The 17,951-nt window shown below is 64.9% G+C and carries 17 protein-coding genes and 1 riboswitch; of the genes, 7 read left to right on the top strand and 10 right to left on the bottom strand.

Features of this window, described 5'->3' with window-relative positions; all coding sequences use genetic code 11:
• Positions 1 to 71 precede the first annotated feature (71 nt).
• The 4 genes from HAP40_RS07360 (at position 72) to HAP40_RS07345 (ending at position 4,099) form a co-directional block, all read left to right on the top strand.
• Complete coding sequence (locus HAP40_RS07360; RefSeq protein WP_166818428.1) at positions 72 to 689, top strand: hypothetical protein; 618 nt, start codon at positions 72 to 74, stop codon at positions 687 to 689.
• Between the two features lie 194 nt (positions 690 to 883).
• Entirely contained in the window at positions 884 to 1,837 is a 954-nt protein-coding gene (locus HAP40_RS07355) for a ribose-phosphate pyrophosphokinase (protein ID WP_166818429.1), read from the top strand.
• Between the two features lie 202 nt (positions 1,838 to 2,039).
• Positions 2,040 to 3,068 (top strand): putative zinc-binding metallopeptidase, encoded by a 1,029-nt coding sequence (locus HAP40_RS07350; protein WP_166818430.1) that lies wholly within the window; start codon positions 2,040 to 2,042, stop codon positions 3,066 to 3,068.
• Positions 3,065 to 4,099 (top strand): D-alanine--D-alanine ligase family protein, encoded by a 1,035-nt coding sequence (locus tag HAP40_RS07345; protein ID WP_166818431.1) that lies wholly within the window; start codon positions 3,065 to 3,067, stop codon positions 4,097 to 4,099. The genes HAP40_RS07350 and HAP40_RS07345 overlap by 4 nt, the downstream gene beginning before the upstream one ends.
• Before the next feature lie 78 nt (positions 4,100 to 4,177).
• Here HAP40_RS07345 and HAP40_RS07340 read toward each other — a convergent pair whose 3' ends face one another.
• From HAP40_RS07340 to HAP40_RS07295, 10 genes are all read right to left on the bottom strand, one after another.
• Positions 4,178 to 4,636 carry an SRPBCC family protein gene (locus HAP40_RS07340; protein ID WP_166818432.1) on the bottom strand — a complete coding sequence of 153 codons (459 nt, stop codon included), beginning with the start codon at positions 4,634 to 4,636 and terminating at the stop codon, positions 4,178 to 4,180.
• A gap of 10 nt (positions 4,637 to 4,646) precedes the next feature.
• A complete protein-coding gene (locus HAP40_RS07335; RefSeq protein WP_166818433.1) occupies positions 4,647 to 5,486 on the bottom strand; it encodes an XdhC family protein in 840 nt (279 codons plus the stop codon).
• 11 nt (positions 5,487 to 5,497) lie between these two features.
• Positions 5,498 to 6,706 carry a vWA domain-containing protein gene (locus HAP40_RS07330; RefSeq protein WP_166818434.1) on the bottom strand — a complete coding sequence of 403 codons (1,209 nt, stop codon included), beginning with the start codon at positions 6,704 to 6,706 and terminating at the stop codon, positions 5,498 to 5,500.
• A complete protein-coding gene (locus HAP40_RS07325) occupies positions 6,703 to 7,569 on the bottom strand; it encodes an AAA family ATPase (RefSeq protein ID WP_166818435.1) in 867 nt (288 codons plus the stop codon). Before HAP40_RS07325 ends, HAP40_RS07330 begins: the two co-directional genes overlap by 4 nt.
• 2 nt (positions 7,570 to 7,571) lie before the next feature.
• On the bottom strand, positions 7,572 to 9,992 hold the full coding sequence (locus tag HAP40_RS07320) for an aerobic carbon-monoxide dehydrogenase large subunit (protein WP_166818436.1): 2,421 nt from the start codon (positions 9,990 to 9,992) through the stop codon (positions 7,572 to 7,574).
• Positions 9,989 to 10,489: a (2Fe-2S)-binding protein gene (locus tag HAP40_RS07315; protein ID WP_166818437.1), complete on the bottom strand. Its 501-nt coding sequence runs from the start codon at positions 10,487 to 10,489 to the stop codon at positions 9,989 to 9,991. The genes HAP40_RS07320 and HAP40_RS07315 overlap by 4 nt, the downstream gene beginning before the upstream one ends.
• An 11-nt stretch (positions 10,490 to 10,500) precedes the next feature.
• Positions 10,501 to 11,364, bottom strand: a complete 864-nt coding sequence (locus HAP40_RS07310; protein ID WP_166818438.1) for an FAD binding domain-containing protein — start codon at positions 11,362 to 11,364, stop codon at positions 10,501 to 10,503.
• Positions 11,365 to 11,578: 214 nt separating this feature from the next.
• Positions 11,579 to 12,781 carry an MHYT domain-containing protein gene (locus HAP40_RS07305; protein WP_166818439.1) on the bottom strand — a complete coding sequence of 401 codons (1,203 nt, stop codon included), beginning with the start codon at positions 12,779 to 12,781 and terminating at the stop codon, positions 11,579 to 11,581.
• Positions 12,782 to 12,909: 128 nt separating this feature from the next.
• Positions 12,910 to 13,590, bottom strand: a complete 681-nt coding sequence (locus HAP40_RS07300; protein WP_166818440.1) for a hypothetical protein — start codon at positions 13,588 to 13,590, stop codon at positions 12,910 to 12,912.
• A 157-nt stretch (positions 13,591 to 13,747) separates the two neighbouring features.
• Complete coding sequence (locus HAP40_RS07295; protein WP_166818441.1) at positions 13,748 to 14,293, bottom strand: 6,7-dimethyl-8-ribityllumazine synthase; 546 nt, start codon at positions 14,291 to 14,293, stop codon at positions 13,748 to 13,750.
• A 77-nt stretch (positions 14,294 to 14,370) separates the two neighbouring features.
• Positions 14,371 to 14,544, bottom strand: a riboswitch (FMN riboswitch).
• A gap of 433 nt (positions 14,545 to 14,977) precedes the next feature.
• Between HAP40_RS07295 and HAP40_RS07290 the strand changes: the two genes are divergently transcribed.
• The 3 genes from HAP40_RS07290 to HAP40_RS07280 all read left to right on the top strand — a co-directional run bounded on the left by HAP40_RS07290 (position 14,978) and on the right by HAP40_RS07280 (position 17,941).
• Positions 14,978 to 15,478, top strand: a complete 501-nt coding sequence (locus HAP40_RS07290) for a YbjN domain-containing protein (protein ID WP_166818442.1) — start codon at positions 14,978 to 14,980, stop codon at positions 15,476 to 15,478.
• Positions 15,479 to 15,676: 198 nt separating this feature from the next.
• Positions 15,677 to 16,501, top strand: coding sequence for a pyrroline-5-carboxylate reductase (proC, locus tag HAP40_RS07285; protein ID WP_166818443.1), 825 nt, complete (start codon positions 15,677 to 15,679; stop codon positions 16,499 to 16,501).
• 78 nt (positions 16,502 to 16,579) lie between these two features.
• Positions 16,580 to 17,941 carry an NAD(P)H-dependent oxidoreductase gene (locus tag HAP40_RS07280; protein ID WP_166818444.1) on the top strand — a complete coding sequence of 454 codons (1,362 nt, stop codon included), beginning with the start codon at positions 16,580 to 16,582 and terminating at the stop codon, positions 17,939 to 17,941.
• The last annotated feature ends 10 nt before the right edge of the window (positions 17,942 to 17,951 follow it).

Here is a 17,951-nt window from a genome sequence, read left to right as displayed (position 1 = left end):
GCTATGACGGTGATCTGTGGCGCCTCCGCCCTAGACCTTAATCGATTTTAACGATATCGCTGCCCTCCATCATGAGGGACGCGTCGTTCATCTTGGGCCGTGCAGGTTCGCGCGTGCTGGCGGTCATGCTGCTGGCGGCTGCGGCCGTGCTTGGTGGCTGCGCGGGAGGCGGCGGCAGTGCCGCAAACTCCTACGCGATGGCGCCGAGCGGTGGCAGCGGTGCAACCGTGGCCTTCGAATCGATCGACGGCCCGCCGCCGCAGGTGTTCGACCGCATGGTCGGCGTGCTCGACAGCGAATCCAAGCTGCGCAGCCTGTCCGTGATCTCCCGCGAGGGAACGGCTGCCTATCGCGTGCGCAGTTACCTCTCGGCCCAGGTCGTGCGCGGAAAGACCGTGATCGCCTGGGTCTGGGACGTCTACGACGCCAACCAGCAGCGGGCGCTGCGCCTTTCCGGCGAGGAACCGACATCCGCCAAGGGCGGCCGCGACCCCTGGGGAGCCGCCGACGACCTCGTGCTGCGAAAGATCGCCCAGGCCGGATTCAGCGGCCTTTCCAACATGATCAACGGAACGCCGGAGGCCCCGGCCGCCGCTCCCGCCTTGCGCGGACCGGCCGTGGCGAGCGTCATTCCGGCCGCGCCCGCGCCGGACATGCCGGCCTCGGCGCTGGGCTATGCCGAGCGATAACCCCCGCTCAACCACGGCCTCAAGTCGTGGCCAAACCGTTGGCCCGACTCAGGATTTTCGAAGGGAAAACGTAGCATCCCGGGTTGCCATTGCGGCCTCTCGCCTGATATTTCCTCGCCCGTCATAACCGTGCTGCCAGTGGGTATTTTCTGATGTTGAACGTCGTATCCAGCAAAGCGCGGGAGGAAGCATCAATGTCGGCCAAAAACGGCTCCATCAAGCTCGTCGCCGGCAACTCCAATCCGGCCCTCGCCCAGGCCATCGCGCAGGGCCTCGACATGCCGCTCACCAAGGCGGTGGTCCGGCGCTTCGCCGACATGGAGATCTTCGTCGAGGTCCAGGAGAACATCCGCGGCTCGGATGCCTTCATCATCCAGTCGACCTCGTTTCCGGCGAACGACAATCTGATGGAGCTGCTGATCATCACCGACGCGCTGCGCCGCTCCTCGGCGCGCCGCATCACCGCAGTGATCCCCTATTTCGGCTATGCCAGGCAGGACCGCCGCTCCGGCTCGCGCACGCCGATCTCGGCCAAGCTCGTCGCCAATCTGATCAGCCATGCCGGCGTCGACCGCGTCATGACCCTCGACCTGCATGCCGGCCAGATCCAGGGCTTCTTCGATATCCCGACCGACAATTTGTTCGCCGCCCCCCTGATGGTGCGCGATATCCGCGAACGTTTCGATCTCGGCAAGGTGATGGTGGTATCGCCCGACGTCGGCGGCGTGGCCCGCGCCCGCGGCCTCGCCAAGCGCATCAACACCCCGCTCGCGATCGTCGACAAGCGCCGCGAGCGTCCGGGTGAATCCGAAGTCATGAACGTGATCGGCGACGTCGCCGGCTACAGCTGCATCCTCGTCGACGACATCGTGGACTCCGGCGGTACGCTGGTGAACGCGGCCGACGCGCTGATCGCCAAGGGCGCCAAGGACGTCTACGCCTACATCACCCACGGCGTGCTCTCCGGCGGCGCGGCCGCGCGCATCGCCGCCTCCAAGCTGAAGGAGCTCGTGATCACCGACTCGATCCTGCCGACCGAGGCGGTGACCAAGGCATCGAACATCCGCACGCTGCCGATCGCCAGCCTGATCTCCGACGCGATCGCGCGCACGGCGGCGGAAGAGTCGGTGTCGAGCCTGTTCGACTGACTTTTTGACAGCCGTCATTCCGGGCGGCTGGGGGCGAACCCGGAATCCGCCTTACGGCAATCCTTGTCGACCGATGGATTCCGGCCCGTGTTATGCACGGCCCGGAATGACGACCCCTACGTCACGGTCCCCGCGGGTTGTTGCCGGCGGCGGCCCATGACATCATCCAGATACCGAGTCATCTCTGCCCTCTGGATGCCTGATGCCCCGCCGGAAATTTGCCTGGGAAAAGCTGTCGGATGACGAGTTGCTCAAGCAACGCCTCCGCAGCCTGAAGGTTACGGTCGAGGGCACCTGGCTCGAGGACTGCGTCGGCACGCTCTACGAGGAGCTCGAAGAGCGGGGAATCCGGCTGCGGCCGCACACATGGATCTCGAGCGAATGGTTCAGTCCGGGCGACGTGCCCGGCATCGCCATCCCCTTCTATCTCGCCCATCCGCGCCTGATGAAGCTCGAGAAGAAGATGATGTTCGACGTCGAGGGCGGAACCTGGCGCGAGTGCATGGCCATCCTCCGTCACGAAGCCGGCCATGCCTTGCAGCATGGTTACCAGCTGCAGCGGCGGCGGCGCTGGCAGCAGCTGTTCGGTCCATCGTCGAAACACTACCCGCGCTACTACCGGCCCAATCCGGCCAGCCGGCATTACGTTCAACACCTTCGGCTCTGGTACGCACAGAGCCACCCGGACGAAGATTTCGCCGAAACCTTTGCGGTGTGGCTGCGGCCGCGCTCGAACTGGCGAACGCGATATGCCGGCTGGCCGGCGCTGAAGAAGCTCGAATATGTCGACGAGCTGATGGGCGAGATCGCTGGAAAGCGGCCGTCGATCACGACGCGGGAGCGTGTCGACCCGCTGGGCCGGCTCAACCAGACACTCGAAGAGCACTACAAGAAAAAGCAGGCGTTCTACGCGTTCACGCCACCAAAGACCTACGACCGCGACCTCTCCCGGCTGTTTTCAGCCGACCCGCGGCACCATCGGTCAACGCCGGCCTCGACCCTGATCAGGCGGCACCGCGCCCAGATCAGGCAATTGGTCGCGCGCTGGACGGGCGAGAACCAGCTCACGCTCGATGCCGTGCTTGACGAGATGATCTCCCGCTGCCGCGATCTCGATTTGCGTGCCGTGGGCCCCGAACAGAAGCTCGTTCTCGATTTCATTGTCCTCGTGACCGCCAAGACGATGCACGCGCTGTTTGGCCCGTCTCGGCGCAAATGGATCGCGCTATGAGACGCCTCCGTATTCTCGTGCTGATGCATCCGGACTTCCTGCCGCCGGACTCCTCCGACGGATACACGCCGCAGGAGATCAACGTCTGGAAAACGGAATACGACGTCGTCAGCACCTTGCGTGCCGCGGGCCACGAGGTGCGCCCGCTCGGCGCGCAGGAGGAAGTCAGACCGATCCGCGAAGCGATCGAGGAGTTCAAGCCGCACGTGGTTTTCACGCTGCTGGAGGAATTCCACTACAACGTCGCCTACGACCAGCACATCGCCAGCTATCTCGAGCTGATGAAGGTGCCCTACACCGGTTGCAACCCGCGCGGCCTGATCCTGGCGCGCGGCAAGGATCTGTCCAAGACGCTGGCGCATCACCGCCGTATCGCGGCGCCCGCCTTCGCCGTCTTCCCGATGCGCCGCAAGGTGAAACGGCCAAAACATCTTGCGCTGCCGCTGATCGTCAAGGCGCTGAACATGGACGGGTCCTTTGGCATATCGCAGGCCTCGATCGTCGATACCGACGAGAAGCTGGCGGAACGGGTTGCCTTCATCCATGAGCGCGTGGAGACCGCCGCCATCGCCGAGCAGTTCATCGAGGGTCGCGAGCTCTATGTCGGCGTGCTCGGCAACAACCGGCTGCGCGTCCTGCCGGTCTGGGAATTGAAGTTCGGCAGCATGGGGGGACGCAGGTCACGCCACATCGCCACCGAAAAAGCCAAGCACGACACCGAGTACCAGGAACGCGTCGGCATCGTCGACGGGCCGGCGAAGGACCTTGCGCCCGAAGTCACCGCACGCATCCAGCGTGCCGCGAAACGCATCTACCGGGCGCTCGGCCTCGACGGTTACGCGCGCATCGATTTTCGTCTCGCCGCCGACGGCACGCCGTATTTCATCGAAGCGAACCCCAACCCGGAGATCGCCAAGAGCCAGGAGTTCGCCACCGCGGCTCAGCACGACGGGCTGAAATACAAGGATCTTCTGCATCGCATCCTGACGCTCGGGATCACCCGCGCCAAGGCGGGTGTGTCGCTGGGGTGACGAGCGGCGATCACGGCAATCTAGGGTGGGCAAGGCGCAACGCGGTGGGCACGCATCGCTTTGCTCGCCCTACGACAGCTAGCCTGCCTCGGCCTTCGCGCTCACGACTTCCGCGAACGACCTAAAAAACTCTCCCGCAAGCTTCGTCGCGGTCGAGTTGATCAACCGCGCCCCGAGCTGGGCGAGCTTGCCACCGATCTGCGCATCGACCTCGTATTGCAGCACCGTCACCTCGGCGCTCTCCGACTCCAGCCGGACGACCGCGCCGCCCTTGGCGAAGCCAGCCACGCCGCCGGAACCCTCGCCGGAGATGCGATAGGAGTTGGGCGGATCGAGATCGGACAGCGTGACCTTGCCGCTGAACGTTGCCTTCACCGGGCCGACCTTGAAGACCACCGTGGCGGTCATCTCGTTCGGCGCGGTCACGTCGAGCGACTGGCAGCCGGGGATACACTGCTTCAGCACAGCGGGATCGTTCAGCGCCGCCCAAACCTGTTCGCGCGAGGCTGGGATACGCTGGCTGTCGTTCATCTGCATGGTCGGTATCTCACTCTTTGCTTGCCGGCTGGTTGGCGGCGCGCTGGCCGCGACGTCGCTCCTGGGTGATCTCGGCGAGGATCGACATCGCGATCTCCTCCGGTGTGATGGCGCCGAGGTCGAGACCGGCCGGCGCCTTGAAATCGTCGATCGCGGCGGCATTCGCGCCTTCAGCGAGCAGCCTGGCGCGCAGCGAAGCCATCTTGCGGCGGCTGCCGACGAAGGCGTGATAGCCGGCCCGGGTGGCGACCGCCGCACGCAGAGCGGCCTCATCGCCCTTGCCTTGGGTCGAGACCACGACGAAGCGTTTGGCCTCGTTGAGCTCGCCGAGCTGATAGCCGTCGATGATGGTGTCGGCATCCGGCTGCGCCGGGAGTTCGGCCACAGGCGCGGCGAGTGTGACGTGATAGCCGAGCACGCGCGCCTGCGCGGCAAGCGATAGCGCCACCGGGCTTGCGCCAAGAATGACGAGCGAGGGATGCGGCAGCACCGGCTCGACGAAGATGTCCATCGTGCCCTTGCTCGGGCACATGTTGCTGGCAAAGCGGATGCCGTCGCGGCTTTCGCCCGCGCTGACACCAAGCTCGGCCAGCAAGTTCTCTGGCTGCACCGAGACCATGCGCGGCTCGCCATCGGCGAGCGCCTCGCGCGCCGCCTTCAGCACCGCGCCCTTAGCGCAGCCACCGCCGATCCAACCCGCGACGATGGTGCCGTCGGCCGCGATGATCGCCTTGGCGCCAGCCTTCGCCGCGGTCACCGACACCGTCCGCACCACCGTCGCGAGCACGAAGGCGCGTTCGGCGGCCTTCATCTGCGCCACGAGATCCAGCACTTCGACATGAGCGGTCATCGACGTGTCCCTCAGAGCTTTGCCAGATAGGGCTCGAGCGCGCGCAGGCTTTGCAGCGAGTTCGCGGGCGCATAGAGATCGACATGCGGCAGCGCCGCCTTGATGCCCCGCGCCTCGGGCGCGTAGCCCTCCCAGGCCATCATCGGATTGAGCCAGACGATGCGGCGGCAGCGGCGGTGCAGCGCCGCCATCTCGCGGCCGAGCAGCGCGGCATCGCCAGTCTCGTAGCCGTCAGAGACGATCATCACGCAGCTGCGCGAATGGATCACGCGCGCGGCGTGCCAGCGGTTGAAGGTCTGCAAGGACTCGCCGATCCTGGTGCCGCCGCCCGCGCCCTGCGCCATGATCGAGAGCCGGTCGAGCGCGCGGCCGGCGTCCCTCTCCTTCATCGCATCGGACACGTAAGCGAGACGCGTGTGGAACAAGAATGCCTCGGCCTCGCGGAACTGGTCGAGCACGCCGTGGATGAAGCGCAGGAACACGGCAGTGTACATGCTCATCGAACCGGAGGCATCGAGCAGCACGACCAGCCGCAGCGGCTTGTCCTTGCGCTGTCGCCTGACGAGGCTGATCGGCACGCCGCCATGGCTGATGTTGCGATGGATGGTGCGGCGGAGATCGAGCCGGTAGCCGCGCCGGCGTGCCAGATCACGCCGGGTCAGCCGCGTGCGCATGGCCTTGGCGAGCTGCGCCGCGGCTTCATGAGCCTGCGCGACCTGGTCGGGATCGCCGAGCTTTCGGAAGTCGACCTCGGCAAGATTGTCCACGCGCGAGGCGCCTTCCATGCGCCCCTCGCCGGAGCGGCCCTCAGGCGCATCATCGGACGACGGGAGCTGATCGGTGACGAACTGGTTGCTCCCCTGCTCCGCCGATCTATCCTGCAAGCTCTTCAGTGACGGATTGCTCGCGCCGGGCGTCGACCCCATCGTGCGGGAGCGCGAGCGCACGCGCTTGCCGAGCCAGAATGCGTCGAACAGTCCGTCGAACTTGTCCCAGTCGGCTTTGCGCGCCGAGAACAGGTGCTTGAACGCGGCGCGCAACAGGCCCGGCTTCGCTGCGTAGCCAGATGACATCAGGGTCGCGGCATCCTGCCCTTCCGCAAGCCCGACGCGAAAGCCGGCATCGCGCAACGTGCGCAGGAAAGCGGCAAGCCTTGCAGAGACGAGACGGGAGACCTCATTGAGGTCGTCATATCCGGGGCTGGAGCCGCAGCAGCTCATGCGACCTTCCCCAGCAGGCGCTGCGTCACCTCGGGCGTGACGCGGGCGCGGTCCTCGCGGGTCTTGAGCAGGCAGGCCAGCGTCTCATGCACCGTCTCGGGCGCGTCGTGGAGATCGCGGATGTCGAGGCCGACGAGAGCGGCCGCCCAATCCAGCGTCTCCGCGACACCTGGAACTTTCCGCAGCTCTTCCTTGCGAACGCCCCCGACCATGTGCGCGATCTGTAGGGAAAGCGATGGGCTGGCGCCCGTGACCCGCGCGAGGATAATTCGGGTCTCGCGGTCGACATCGGGATAATCGACGTAGTGATAAAGACAGCGACGGCGTAACGCGTCGGAGAGCTCGCGCGTGCCGTTGGAGGTCAGCACGACGTGCGGGATGGTCACGGCGGGAACGGTGCCGAGCTCGGGGATCGAGACCTGGAAATCAGAGAGGAGCTCGAGCAGGAATGCCTCGAACTCGTCGTCGGCGCGGTCGATCTCGTCGATCAGCAGCACCGGCGCCTGCGGCCGGCGGATCGCGGCAAGCAAAGGACGCTCCAGCAGGTATTTTTCCGAGAACACCTGGTCCTCGATGCTGTCGCTGCCTCGATGGGCCTGGATCGCCAGCAGCTGCCGTTGGTAGTTCCACTCGTAGAGCGCGGAGGATTGGTCGAGACCCTCGTAGCATTGCAGCCGGATCAGCTCGGTCGCGTGCACCTTTGCCAGCGCCTTCGCCACCTCGGTCTTGCCGACGCCCGCCTCGCCTTCCAGCAGCAGCGGACGCCGCAACAATTGCATCAGCGAGATTGCGGTCGCGAGGTCCGCATCGGCGATGTAGCCCGATGCGGCCAAGGCTTGCGCGATCTCGTCACGGCCCTTCATCGTTACGCCACCGCCCCCAGATCCTTCGCCGCCTTCCAGTTGCGCCAGAAATCATGCGGCATCTGGATGTGCGTCGCGCCCAGGAACGAGAACGCGTCGTTGACGGCGTTGGAGAAGGCCGGCACGCCGCCGACATTCGGGCTTTCGCCGACGCCCTTGGCGCCGATCGGATGATGCGGCGACGGGGTGACGGTGAAGTCGGTTTCCCAATGCGGCGTCTCGACCGCGGTCGGCATGAAGAAGTCCATGAACGAGCCGGTGACGACATTGCCGACGTCGTCGTAGCGGATCTCTTGGCCCATCGCGATGGCGAAGGCCTCAGTGAGGCCGCCATGCACCTGCCCCTCGATGATCATCGGGTTGATACGGGTGCCGCAATCATCGAGCGCGTAGAAGCGCCGCACCTTGTACACGCCGGTGTCGACGTCGATGTCCATCACGCAGAGATAAGCACCAAAAGGATAAGTCATGTTGGGCGGATCGTAATAGCTGACCGCCTCCAGCCCCGGCTCCATGCCCGGCGGCACGGAATTGTAGGCCGCCCAGCAGATATCCTTCATCGACATGAACTTCTCCGGCAAGCCCTTCACCCGGAAGCCATCAATGTCGAACTCGAGATCGTCCTCGTGGACCTCGAGCTTGTAGGCCGCGATCATCTGCGCCTTGGCCTTGATCTTTCGCGCCGCCATGGCGATCGCGGCGCCGGCCACCGGTGTGGAGCGCGAACCATAGGTGCCGAGCCCGTAAGGCGCGGTGTCGGTGTTGCCCTCTTCCACCATGATGTTGTCGGCGGGAATGCCGATCTCGGTCGCGATGATCTGGGCCCAGGTGGTCTCGTGGCCCTGGCCCTGGCTCTTGGTGCCCATGCGCGCGATGCCCGCACCGGTCGGGTGCATGCGGATCTCGCAGGAGTCGAACATTGCGATGCCGAGGATGTCGCAATTCTTCGACGGCCCGGCACCGACGATCTCGGTGAAGAAGGAAATGCCGACTCCCATGATCTCGCGGGTCTCGCCGCGCGCGAACGCGGCCCGCTTCTCCCGCTGCTCTTTCCGGAGCGCGGCGTAACCCGTCGTCTCCATCATCTTCCGCATGGCGGTGTGGTAGTCGCCGGAATCATATTCCCAGCCCAGCGCCGAGTGATACGGGAACTGCTCCGGCTTGATGAAATTCTTCAGCCGGAGCTCGGCCGGATCCATGTTGAGCTTCTGCGCCAGGATATCCATGGAGCGCTCGATGCAGTAGGCCGCCTCGGTGACGCGGAACGAGCAGCGGTAGGCGACGCCACCGGGCGCCTTGTTGGTGTAGACGCCGTCCACCGCCAGATGTGCAGTCGGGAAGTCGTAGGAGCCAGTGACGATGTTGAAGAAGCCGGCCGGCCATTTCGACGGATCGGCGCAAGCATCGAACGCACCATGATCGGCGAGCACGTGCACACGAAGCCCGGTGACCTTGCCGTCCCTGGTCGCGGCGATCTCGGTGGTCATGTGATAATCGCGTGCGAACGAGGTCGCGGTGAGGTTCTCGATGCGGTCCTCGACCCATTTCACCGGTTTGCCGGTGACGATGGAGGCCACGGCCGCGCAGATATAGCCGGGATAGGCGCCGACCTTGTTGCCGAAACCGCCGCCGATATCGGGCGCAATGACGTGGATCTTCTGCTCCGGCAGCTTTGCGACCAGCGCCACCACGGTACGGATCACATGCGGCGCCTGGAACGTGCCGTAGATCGTCAGCTCGCCCTTGATCTTGTCGAACGAGCAGACGCACTGGCACGTCTCCAGCGGGGACGGATGGGTGCGGTGATAGGAGATCATCTCCTTGATCTTGACCTCGGCCTTGTTGAAGGCCGCGTCGGTCAGCTCCTTGTCGCCGACGGTCCACTCGAAGATGTGGTTGTCGTGCTTGCGCGGACCATGTGCGCCGGACATCTTGCCGACGAGGTCTTCGCGCAAGATAGGCGCATCCTTGTCCATCGACTTGAAGGGATCGACCAGCGGCGGCAGCGGCTCGTATTCGACGATCACCTTGTTGATGCCGTCATCGGCCGCGTAGCGGTCGGTGGCGACGACGAAGGCGACCTCCTGGTTCTGGAACAGCACCTTGCCGTCGGCCAGAACCATCTGCACGTCGCCGGCGAGCGTCGGCATCCAGGCGAGATTGACGGTCTTCAGCGTCTCGGCGGTAATGACCGCGAGCACGCCGGGCACTTTCAGCGCCTCGCTGTCGTCGATCTTCTTGACGCGCGCATGCGGATGCGGCGAGCGCACGAAGTCGCCGTGCAGCATGCCGGGCAGCTTGACGTCGTCGACGTAATTGCCCTTGCCCTGGGTAAAGCGGATATCCTCGACGCGCTTGCGCTTGCAACCCATGCCTTCGAGTGCGGCTTCGCGTTGTTCCCGCGTGGGAGTCATGTCGTTCATTCTGCGGCCTCCCGGAATTCCACGCCGTTGATTTTTGCGGCGGCGTATTGAATGGCTTTGACGATGTTCTGGTAGCCGGTGCAGCGGCAGATGTTGCCGGAGATCCCCATCCGGATTTCCTGCTCGCTCGGCGAGGCGTTTTCCTTCAGCAGCCGATGCGCGCGCATGATCATGCCGGGCGTGCAGAAGCCGCATTGCAGACCGTGCATCATGCGGAAACCTTCTTGCAGCGCTGACAGCGTACCGTCGGCATTGGCCATGCCTTCGACCGTCGTGATGTCGCTGCCCTCGGCCTGCACGGCGAACATGGTGCAGGACTTCACCGACATGCCGTCGATATCGACGGTGCAGGCGCCACAATGCGTGGTCTCGCAGCCGATATGGGTGCCGGTCATCTGCAGGTTCTCGCGGATGAAATGCACCAGCAGCGTGCGCGGCTCGACGAGGCCTTCAACCTCGGCGCCGTTCACCTTCATGGTGACGTGTGTTTTGGCCATCGATTCCTCCCTCACTTCGCCTTGGCGGCAGCGCGCTGCAGCGCCCGCGTCACCATGATGCCGCCGACATGTTTTCGGTATTCGACCGGACCGCGTGCATCCGCAGCCGGGGCCATGATCGCTTCGGCTGCCGCGGCAGCTTTCTTCAGTGTGGCCGCATCGAGGCTCGTCCCGATCACCGCCCTGGCGGCGTCAGCGGCGAGCAGCGGTGTCTCGTGGACGTTGGTGAGGCCGATCGAGCAGGTCGCGACCTTGCCGCCAGACATGGTGAGGACGACGGCCGCTGCCGCGGTGGCGTAGTCGCCGACCTTGCGCTTGAGCTTTTCATAGGCATAGCCATGGCCTGCCGCCGGCGCGGGGACTGAGACGAAGGTGAGGATCTCACCCGGCTCGAGCGCGGTGAAATAGGCGCCCTGGTAGAAATCCGCGGCGGGGACGTCGCGGGCTCCGCCAGAGCCTTCGAGGCGATAGGTCGCGCCAAGCGTCAGCATCAGCGCCGGCATGTCGTTGCCGGGATCGCCATTGGCGACATTGCCACCGATCGTGCCGCGATAGCGCACCTGGGGGTCGGCGATGAGCAGTGCCGCCTCGTGCAGGATCGGCATCGCCTTCGCGACCTCGTCCGAGGCCAGCAACTCGTGTTGGGTGGTCATCGCGCCGATGACCAGATTATTGCCGTCGCGGCGGATGCCTTTCAGAGCGGCGATGCCGTGGAGATCGATCAGGTGGGCGGGGGTTGCGAGCCGAAGCTTCATCATCGGCACCAGGCTGTGCCCGCCGGCCAGTGGCCGCGCATCCTCGCCGAGTTCGGATAAAAGTTTGACGGCATCGGCGACACTCGCCGGCCGGTGATAGCTGAATGAGCCCGGGATCATCATCTCCTCCCACGTTCGTCCTTGGCGCTGACGGCGCGGACGTTGGAGGAAAGCTCACTCCCGGCGAGGCGGGCCGCAATCATTCGGGCACGGAACAGCGGATTTCGCACGAGTTGCGGCCCTGAACGCACGAATTGCGTCAAGGGAGGCGACGTATGGCGCGGCGATCTCGGTGCAACCTCTCCCGGGAGCCACCGTCAGCGTCTTGGAAGCCCTACGCCTGTCGCCGGTTCGCCAGCCCCAGCCGGGCCTTCACCTCGGCGATCTTGGCCCGGCTCACTGGCACCCGATGCGGCGATGGGCCATCGAGCTCGAGCACGGCGCCGTCGCCCTCTTTCCGGACCAGGGCGACATGCGGGATCGCGACGATATGGCTGCGGTGCACCCGCAGGAACAGCGAGGGGTCGAGCTGCGCCTCGGCCTCCGAGATCGACCAGGGGCACATCCGCTCGCGGGTGCCGTCGTGGACGCGGGTGTAATGCGCATCGGCCCGGACGCTGCGGACATTGGCGGTCTCGATGAAATGCGTGCCGTCGGCGCTTTCGACCGGCAACCGCGGAACCGGCGCGCGGGGCGGCTGGCCGAGACCGCCGAGCGGAGCCGCCGGGCGCGGCGTTGCAGACGGCGCCGCAATCATTTCGATGGCGGCCGCCGCGACCGGCGAAGCGACCGGTTCGGCGCCGAGAGAGCTCGAAGCCTGACGCCGCTGGTCGGGGACCAGCGACAGCAGGAAACCGGCGGCGATGACGAAGCACAGCACCGCGACGATGATCGACAAGATTTGCTGCGACGCAGCAAGGCCGCCGCCGACGTGGTGATGCGCCGCGCCCGTCAGCGGCTCGAAATGCATGCCCAGCATCGCGGTGTAATGCATGCCGGAGACGGCGATCCCGAAAACAATCGAGCTGACGATCAGCCGGACGCCTTCCTGCTGCGCCAGGAAGGCGCGCAGGCCGCCATAGGCCGTGACGATCGCAACCACGACCGACAGTGCCACCATGGTCGGGTTGTGCACGATGCTGAAATGGCCACTGAGGCCGTGAATGCCGACATAATGCATGCTGGCGATGCCGACGCCGAGCAGGACGGCGGATGATGCCACCCGCTTCAGGGACGGCTCGCCGATCGAGACGAAGAACAGTGAGATGCCAACCACCAGCGCGCAGATCAGGAACGAGATGATGGTTGGAAGGACGAGATAGACGGTGTCGGGCGGCAACGGCGCGGCCAGCATGCCGACGAAATGCATGGTCCAGATGCCGACGGCCAGAAACGCGGCCGCACCCGCAAGCAGAACGCGGTTACTGACGCCGGGCGTGTTGCGGATGCGAGCAGCAAGCGCAAAGCCGGTATAGCCACCCAGACTCGCGATCGCCACTGAGAGCGCGACGAGATAGGGATCGTGTCCTTCGAACATGATCTTGCCGGCCGCCCGTCTCCACGGTACGGCCTCCTCCCGCCGCCGACTTTATAGGGACGGCGACGGGATTGACAATCAGTGGCGTGTGAAGGGACCGCTTCGCTATTCCCGCCACGAACGGCCCCTCATTCCCCGACGATCCATACCTTCCTGCCGGGAAAGGGAATGACACTGTGCGTGTCATCCCTCGCGGCCAGCCACACCTCGGCTCTCGCGCGAAGCTCGGCGATCTCTTGCTGCCAGAGTTTCACCCTGGCCTCCGAAATGCTTCCGGAGGCCAAACTTGCAGCCTTCTCCAAATCATTGAGATCTTCCACGGGATCATTGATATAGAATCTCGGTAGCTCGTGCTGATTGTATTCGATGCCGGATATGATCCAATTTGTCAGAGTTAGCCGCGCGAGCTCACACGACGGGTCGAGCTCAATCGCCCTCTCCAGGTGACGTGACGGGTCATCGCACCTCAGCAGTCCCAACCACAGGTAAGTCTCTGCTTCACCTGGGGAGGTCTCAACCCAACTCTGAAGGGTCGGAATAAGTAGTTTTGTTCGGAGAGGATGCGGCAGCACGACGCGATCGTCGTGAAACGTTCGACTGCGCCACAACACCCATTTCGAGAAGGCCAGTCGCTCTTCCAACGACCAATGGGCAGCAGCCAGCAAGAAGCCACTTAGATGCTTCATCGCGGCCGCGCGGACACCTTGCGCTCTGAACTCGCAGAAACGCGAGAACTCAAGCCATGCCCCTTCCCTCTTGGCTTCCGCAGCCAAAAAAGCAAGCTTATTGATGTCGTCGTTACCGGGCATGCCTCCGGTTATGCCCTCCACCTGAGCGAGAGACAAGCTCCGGGCTCCCGTCGGAGATTATCCGGCGACATCGACACGTCCCCTTCTCCCTTGGCCTAAGGGAGAAGGAAACGCTTCATTGGCGGGCAGAACGCGGCAGCACGCGGGCGGGCGTCAATTACACGATCCCCGCCGCGACCTGGCCGCGCAGGCGTTCGAGGCCGTGCAACGTCTCGGCACAGGCGGCCGCGACCTCGATGCCCTTGGTCGTAAAATGCCTGCGGAAGAAATCGTAGTGCACTTCGGTCTCATGGAATTGCTGCGGCGTCAGCACGGCGGAGAACACCGGCACCTCGGTGCGGAGCTGCACGTCCATCAGGGCCTTGATCACGGTATCGGCGACGAACTCGTGGCGGTAGATGCCGCCGTCGACGACGAGGCCGGCCGCGACGATCGCGGTGTAGCGGCGCGTCTTGGCGAGGACCTGCGCGTGCAGCGGGATCTCGAACGAGCCGGGCACCTCGAACACGTCGACATGGGTGAGGTGGCGCGCTTCGGCCTCCTTCATGAAGGCGATGCGGGCTTCCTCGACCACGTCGCGGTGCCAGCAGGCCTGTACGAAGGCCACCCGCTGCGGCTTGGCGAAGCGCGGATGCTCGGTCGTTGGAACCGGCGGTTGTGTCTGGGAAGTTTCGGCTTGGGTATCTTGCAACATCTGATTCATGGCTTTCCTCGGTTCAAGGACCAGAATCAGGGCACACGGAACGACAAACAGCCGCATCTTGCGATGCGTCTGCCACCGACCGTTCTCTTTCATCCGGACTTTAACCGTCGGCTTCGGAGTTGCACCGAATCTGCTGACCCTTCCCTTCGGCAAATCCCTTTTCAGGAAAGAACCTCGGGAAGGCGCTCGCGGGCTTGGACCTTTCGGCCCTTACCGCCGGTGGGGACTTTCACCCCGCCCTGAGAACATCGGCCGTTCGGGATGAACGACCTGCCGGGAAATATGCCGCCGGCCGGCCGCCGCAGCAAGCGCGTTCCGCATGGGCAAATTGCATGGTCCCATGCCATCGGGGTGGGAGCGGCCCTCGCGGGGCGGAATTTGACGCTTGGCGCTGGCCGCCCGAATCCGATTCCGGTTTGTTCTCCTTCACCAGGATTGAGGCTTCCTGCGTTAAGAATTGTGGCGGAGATGAGCTGTGGACGAACGAGTCCTGGCTTGTGGACGGACTCGGGACCCCGTTGCGCAGATTCCGCAAATCACATCACTTGATCCGCGAAAGGCCCGCGCTGATCCGAGGGGATCGCGAGAGCGACCCCAGGGATCGCTGTAGCGACGTTAGGGAGCGCGCGCCGGGCCAACCGCGTGCGTATCAAAGACAACAAGAAGGCAAGAGGTCGAGACGGCATGTCCCTGCTCGAAGGCACTATCGATTCCAAAAGCCATCCGCTCGCGGTGGTCGAGGATATCGCTGCCAGCAACAACTGGCCGTTCGAACGCTCCGGCGAAGACGAACTCACGATTGTCTCGAAGGGACAATGGACCGACTACCAGCTCTCCTTCACCTGGATGGGAGAGATCGAGGCGCTGCATCTGGCCTGCGCCTTCGACATGAAGATTCCGCCCGCGCGCCGCGGCGAGGTGCAACGGCTCGTCGCTGCCGTGAACGAGCAGCTGTGGGTGGGTCATTTCGACCTGTGGACCAACACCGGCATGATCATGCATCGCCAGGCGCTGGTGCTGCCGGGCGGCCTCACTGCCTCCACCGCGCAATGCGAAGCCATGCTCGCCGGCGCCATCCACGCCTGCGAGCGCTATTTCCCGGCGTTCCAGTTCGTGGTGTGGGCCGGCAAGACCACGACCGAGGCGATGGACGCGGCGATGTTCGACACGGTGGGTGAGGCGTAACATCGCTCAACAAGTGAGGGAGCCCCGCTCCCTCCTCGCCGTCGTCCCGGACAAGCGTAAGCGCAGATCCGGGACCCATACCGCGTGATTTCGCCGTAGCGCGCGATGCTTGTTGCTCTGCCTTCCATCCATTAGAACCGCCTGTGGTTATGGGTCCCTGCGTTCGCAGGGACGACACCTTTTCCTTGGGTGATCGCAGTGGCAAACAACCCCCTCCAAAACATCACCGGCAATATCCTGCTGGCCGGCGCCGGCAAGATGGGCGGCGCGATGCTGACCGGTTGGCTGGCAGGCGGGCTCGATCCGCGCCGCGTCGCGGTGGTCGACCCGTACATCTCGCCCGAGATCACTGCGCTCGCCGCCAAGGGCGTTGCGCTCAATCCGGATGTGAAGGCGGCCGGCCTCGTCGAGACGCTGGTCGTCGCGGTGAAGCCGCAGATGTTCCGCGAGGCCGGCGCCCGGCTGAAGCCATTCGTCTCGAACCAGACGTCGGTGGTCTCGATCATGGCGGGGACGACGATCGCCTCGCTCGAAGAGATCTGCGGAGGCGCCGTGGTGCGGGCGATGCCGAACACGCCCGCCGCGATCGGCCGCGGCATCACCGTCGCGGTCGCGGCGAAAAATGTCAGCGCCGCGCAGCGCACGGTCGCCGATGCGTTGCTGCGCGCCACCGGCTCGGTCGAATGGGTCGAGAATGAGGGCCTGATGGACGCGGTCACCGCCGTGTCCGGTTCGGGCCCAGCCTACGTGTTCCTGCTCGCCGAAGAGCTCGCGCGCGCCGGCGTCGAGGCCGGCTTGCCCGAAGCATTGGCAACGAAGCTTGCGCGCGAAACCGTCGCCGGATCCGGCGAGTTGCTGCACCAGTCCGACCTTCCCTCCAGCACACTGCGGCAGAACGTCACCTCGCCCGGCGGCACCACCGCTGCGGCCCTGGGCGTGCTGATGGGCGAGCCCGGCCTGCGCGACCTGATGATCCGGGCGATCGCGGCGGCGACGACGCGCTCTAAGGAACTGGCGAAGTAGGCAGGTCAAGAGCGCTTCGGTCCCGGTCGGGCCGCCGCATGCAGAGCGATCCTGGCTGTTGCCGATAGGAGAGCGATCGTGAACCTCTACGCAAAACTTCTCGAACGACAGGCCGAGGGTCGCCCCATCAGGATCGGGCTGATCGGGGCGGGCAAGTTCGGTGCGATGTACCTGCATCAGGTTCTGCGCACGCCGGGCGTCCATCTGGTCGGCATTGCGGACCTGTCCCCGTCGCGCGCCCGCGAAAACCTGGATCGGGTTGGCTGGCGGCCGGAGCAATTCGCCGCGGCCTCGCTCGAGGATGCGCTCAAGACCGGCTCGACCTTCCTGACCGACGACTGGGAAGCGCTGGTGACGTGCGAAGGCATCGAGGTGATCGCCGAGTGCACCGGCAATCCCGTCGCGGCGGTCGAACACTGCCTTGGCGCCTTTGCTGCGGGCAAGGCCGTCATCAACGTGACCGTCGAGGCCGACGCCTTCTGCGGACCGATCCTGGCGCAAAGAGCCAGGCAGGCCGGCGTGATCTATAGCCTTGCCTATGGCGATCAGCCGGCCCTCGCCTGCGACCTCGTCGATTGGGCGAGAGCCTGCGGGTTTCCGGTCGTGGCGGCCGGCCGCGGCCACAAATGGCTGCCGCATTATCGGGAATCGACGCCCGAGACGGTCTGGGACCACTGGGGACTGACCGCCGAGCAAGCCGCGCGCGGCGGCATGAATCCCAAAATGTTCAACGCGTTCCTCGACGGCTCCAAGCCTGCGATCGAATCGGCCGCGATCGCGAACGCAACCGGGTTGGCGGCGCCTTCGCAAGGCCTCGCATTCCCGCCGGGATCGGTCGACGACATCCCGACGCTGATGCGCCCCCGTTCCGAGGGAGGCGTGCTGGAATTCAAGGGGCAGGTCGAGGTCGTGTCCTGCCTGACGGCCGACGGCAAACCGATCCCCAACGACATCCGCAAGGGCGTCTGGGTCTGCTTCGAAGGCGACAGCGATTACATCCGCAACTGCTTCCAGGAATACAGCGTCGTCACGGATCCGAGCGGCCGTTACATGAGCTCATACAAGAAGTGGCATCTCATAGGTCTGGAGCTTGGAATTTCCGTTGCGTCGATCGCTCTGCGCAAGGAGGCGACAGGGGTCGCAACGACGTTCAACGCCGATGTTGCCGCGACAGCCAAGAAGGACCTGCACGAGGGGGATACGCTGGACGGAGAAGGCGGATACACTGTCTTCGGCAAGCTGACGCCCGCCAGCACCTCGCTTGCAAAGGGCTATCTGCCGCTCGGGCTTGCACACAATGTGCGATTGACCAGGGCGGTCGCCAAGGACTCCTGCATCACGTGGGCCGATGTGGCGATGGACGCGACGCTGCCTGCCGTACGTATCCGCAGGGAGCAGGAAGCGTTCTATTCGTCATCGGGCGCGCGCGGGGTCGGTTAGGCGAAGTTAC

It is taken from the genome of Bradyrhizobium sp. 1(2017) (assembly GCF_011602485.2).
Taxonomy (GTDB): Bacteria; Pseudomonadota; Alphaproteobacteria; order Rhizobiales; family Xanthobacteraceae; genus Bradyrhizobium.
The sequence above is the reverse complement of the archived record's forward strand: the minus strand, read 5'-3'. Positions and strand labels throughout refer to the sequence as shown.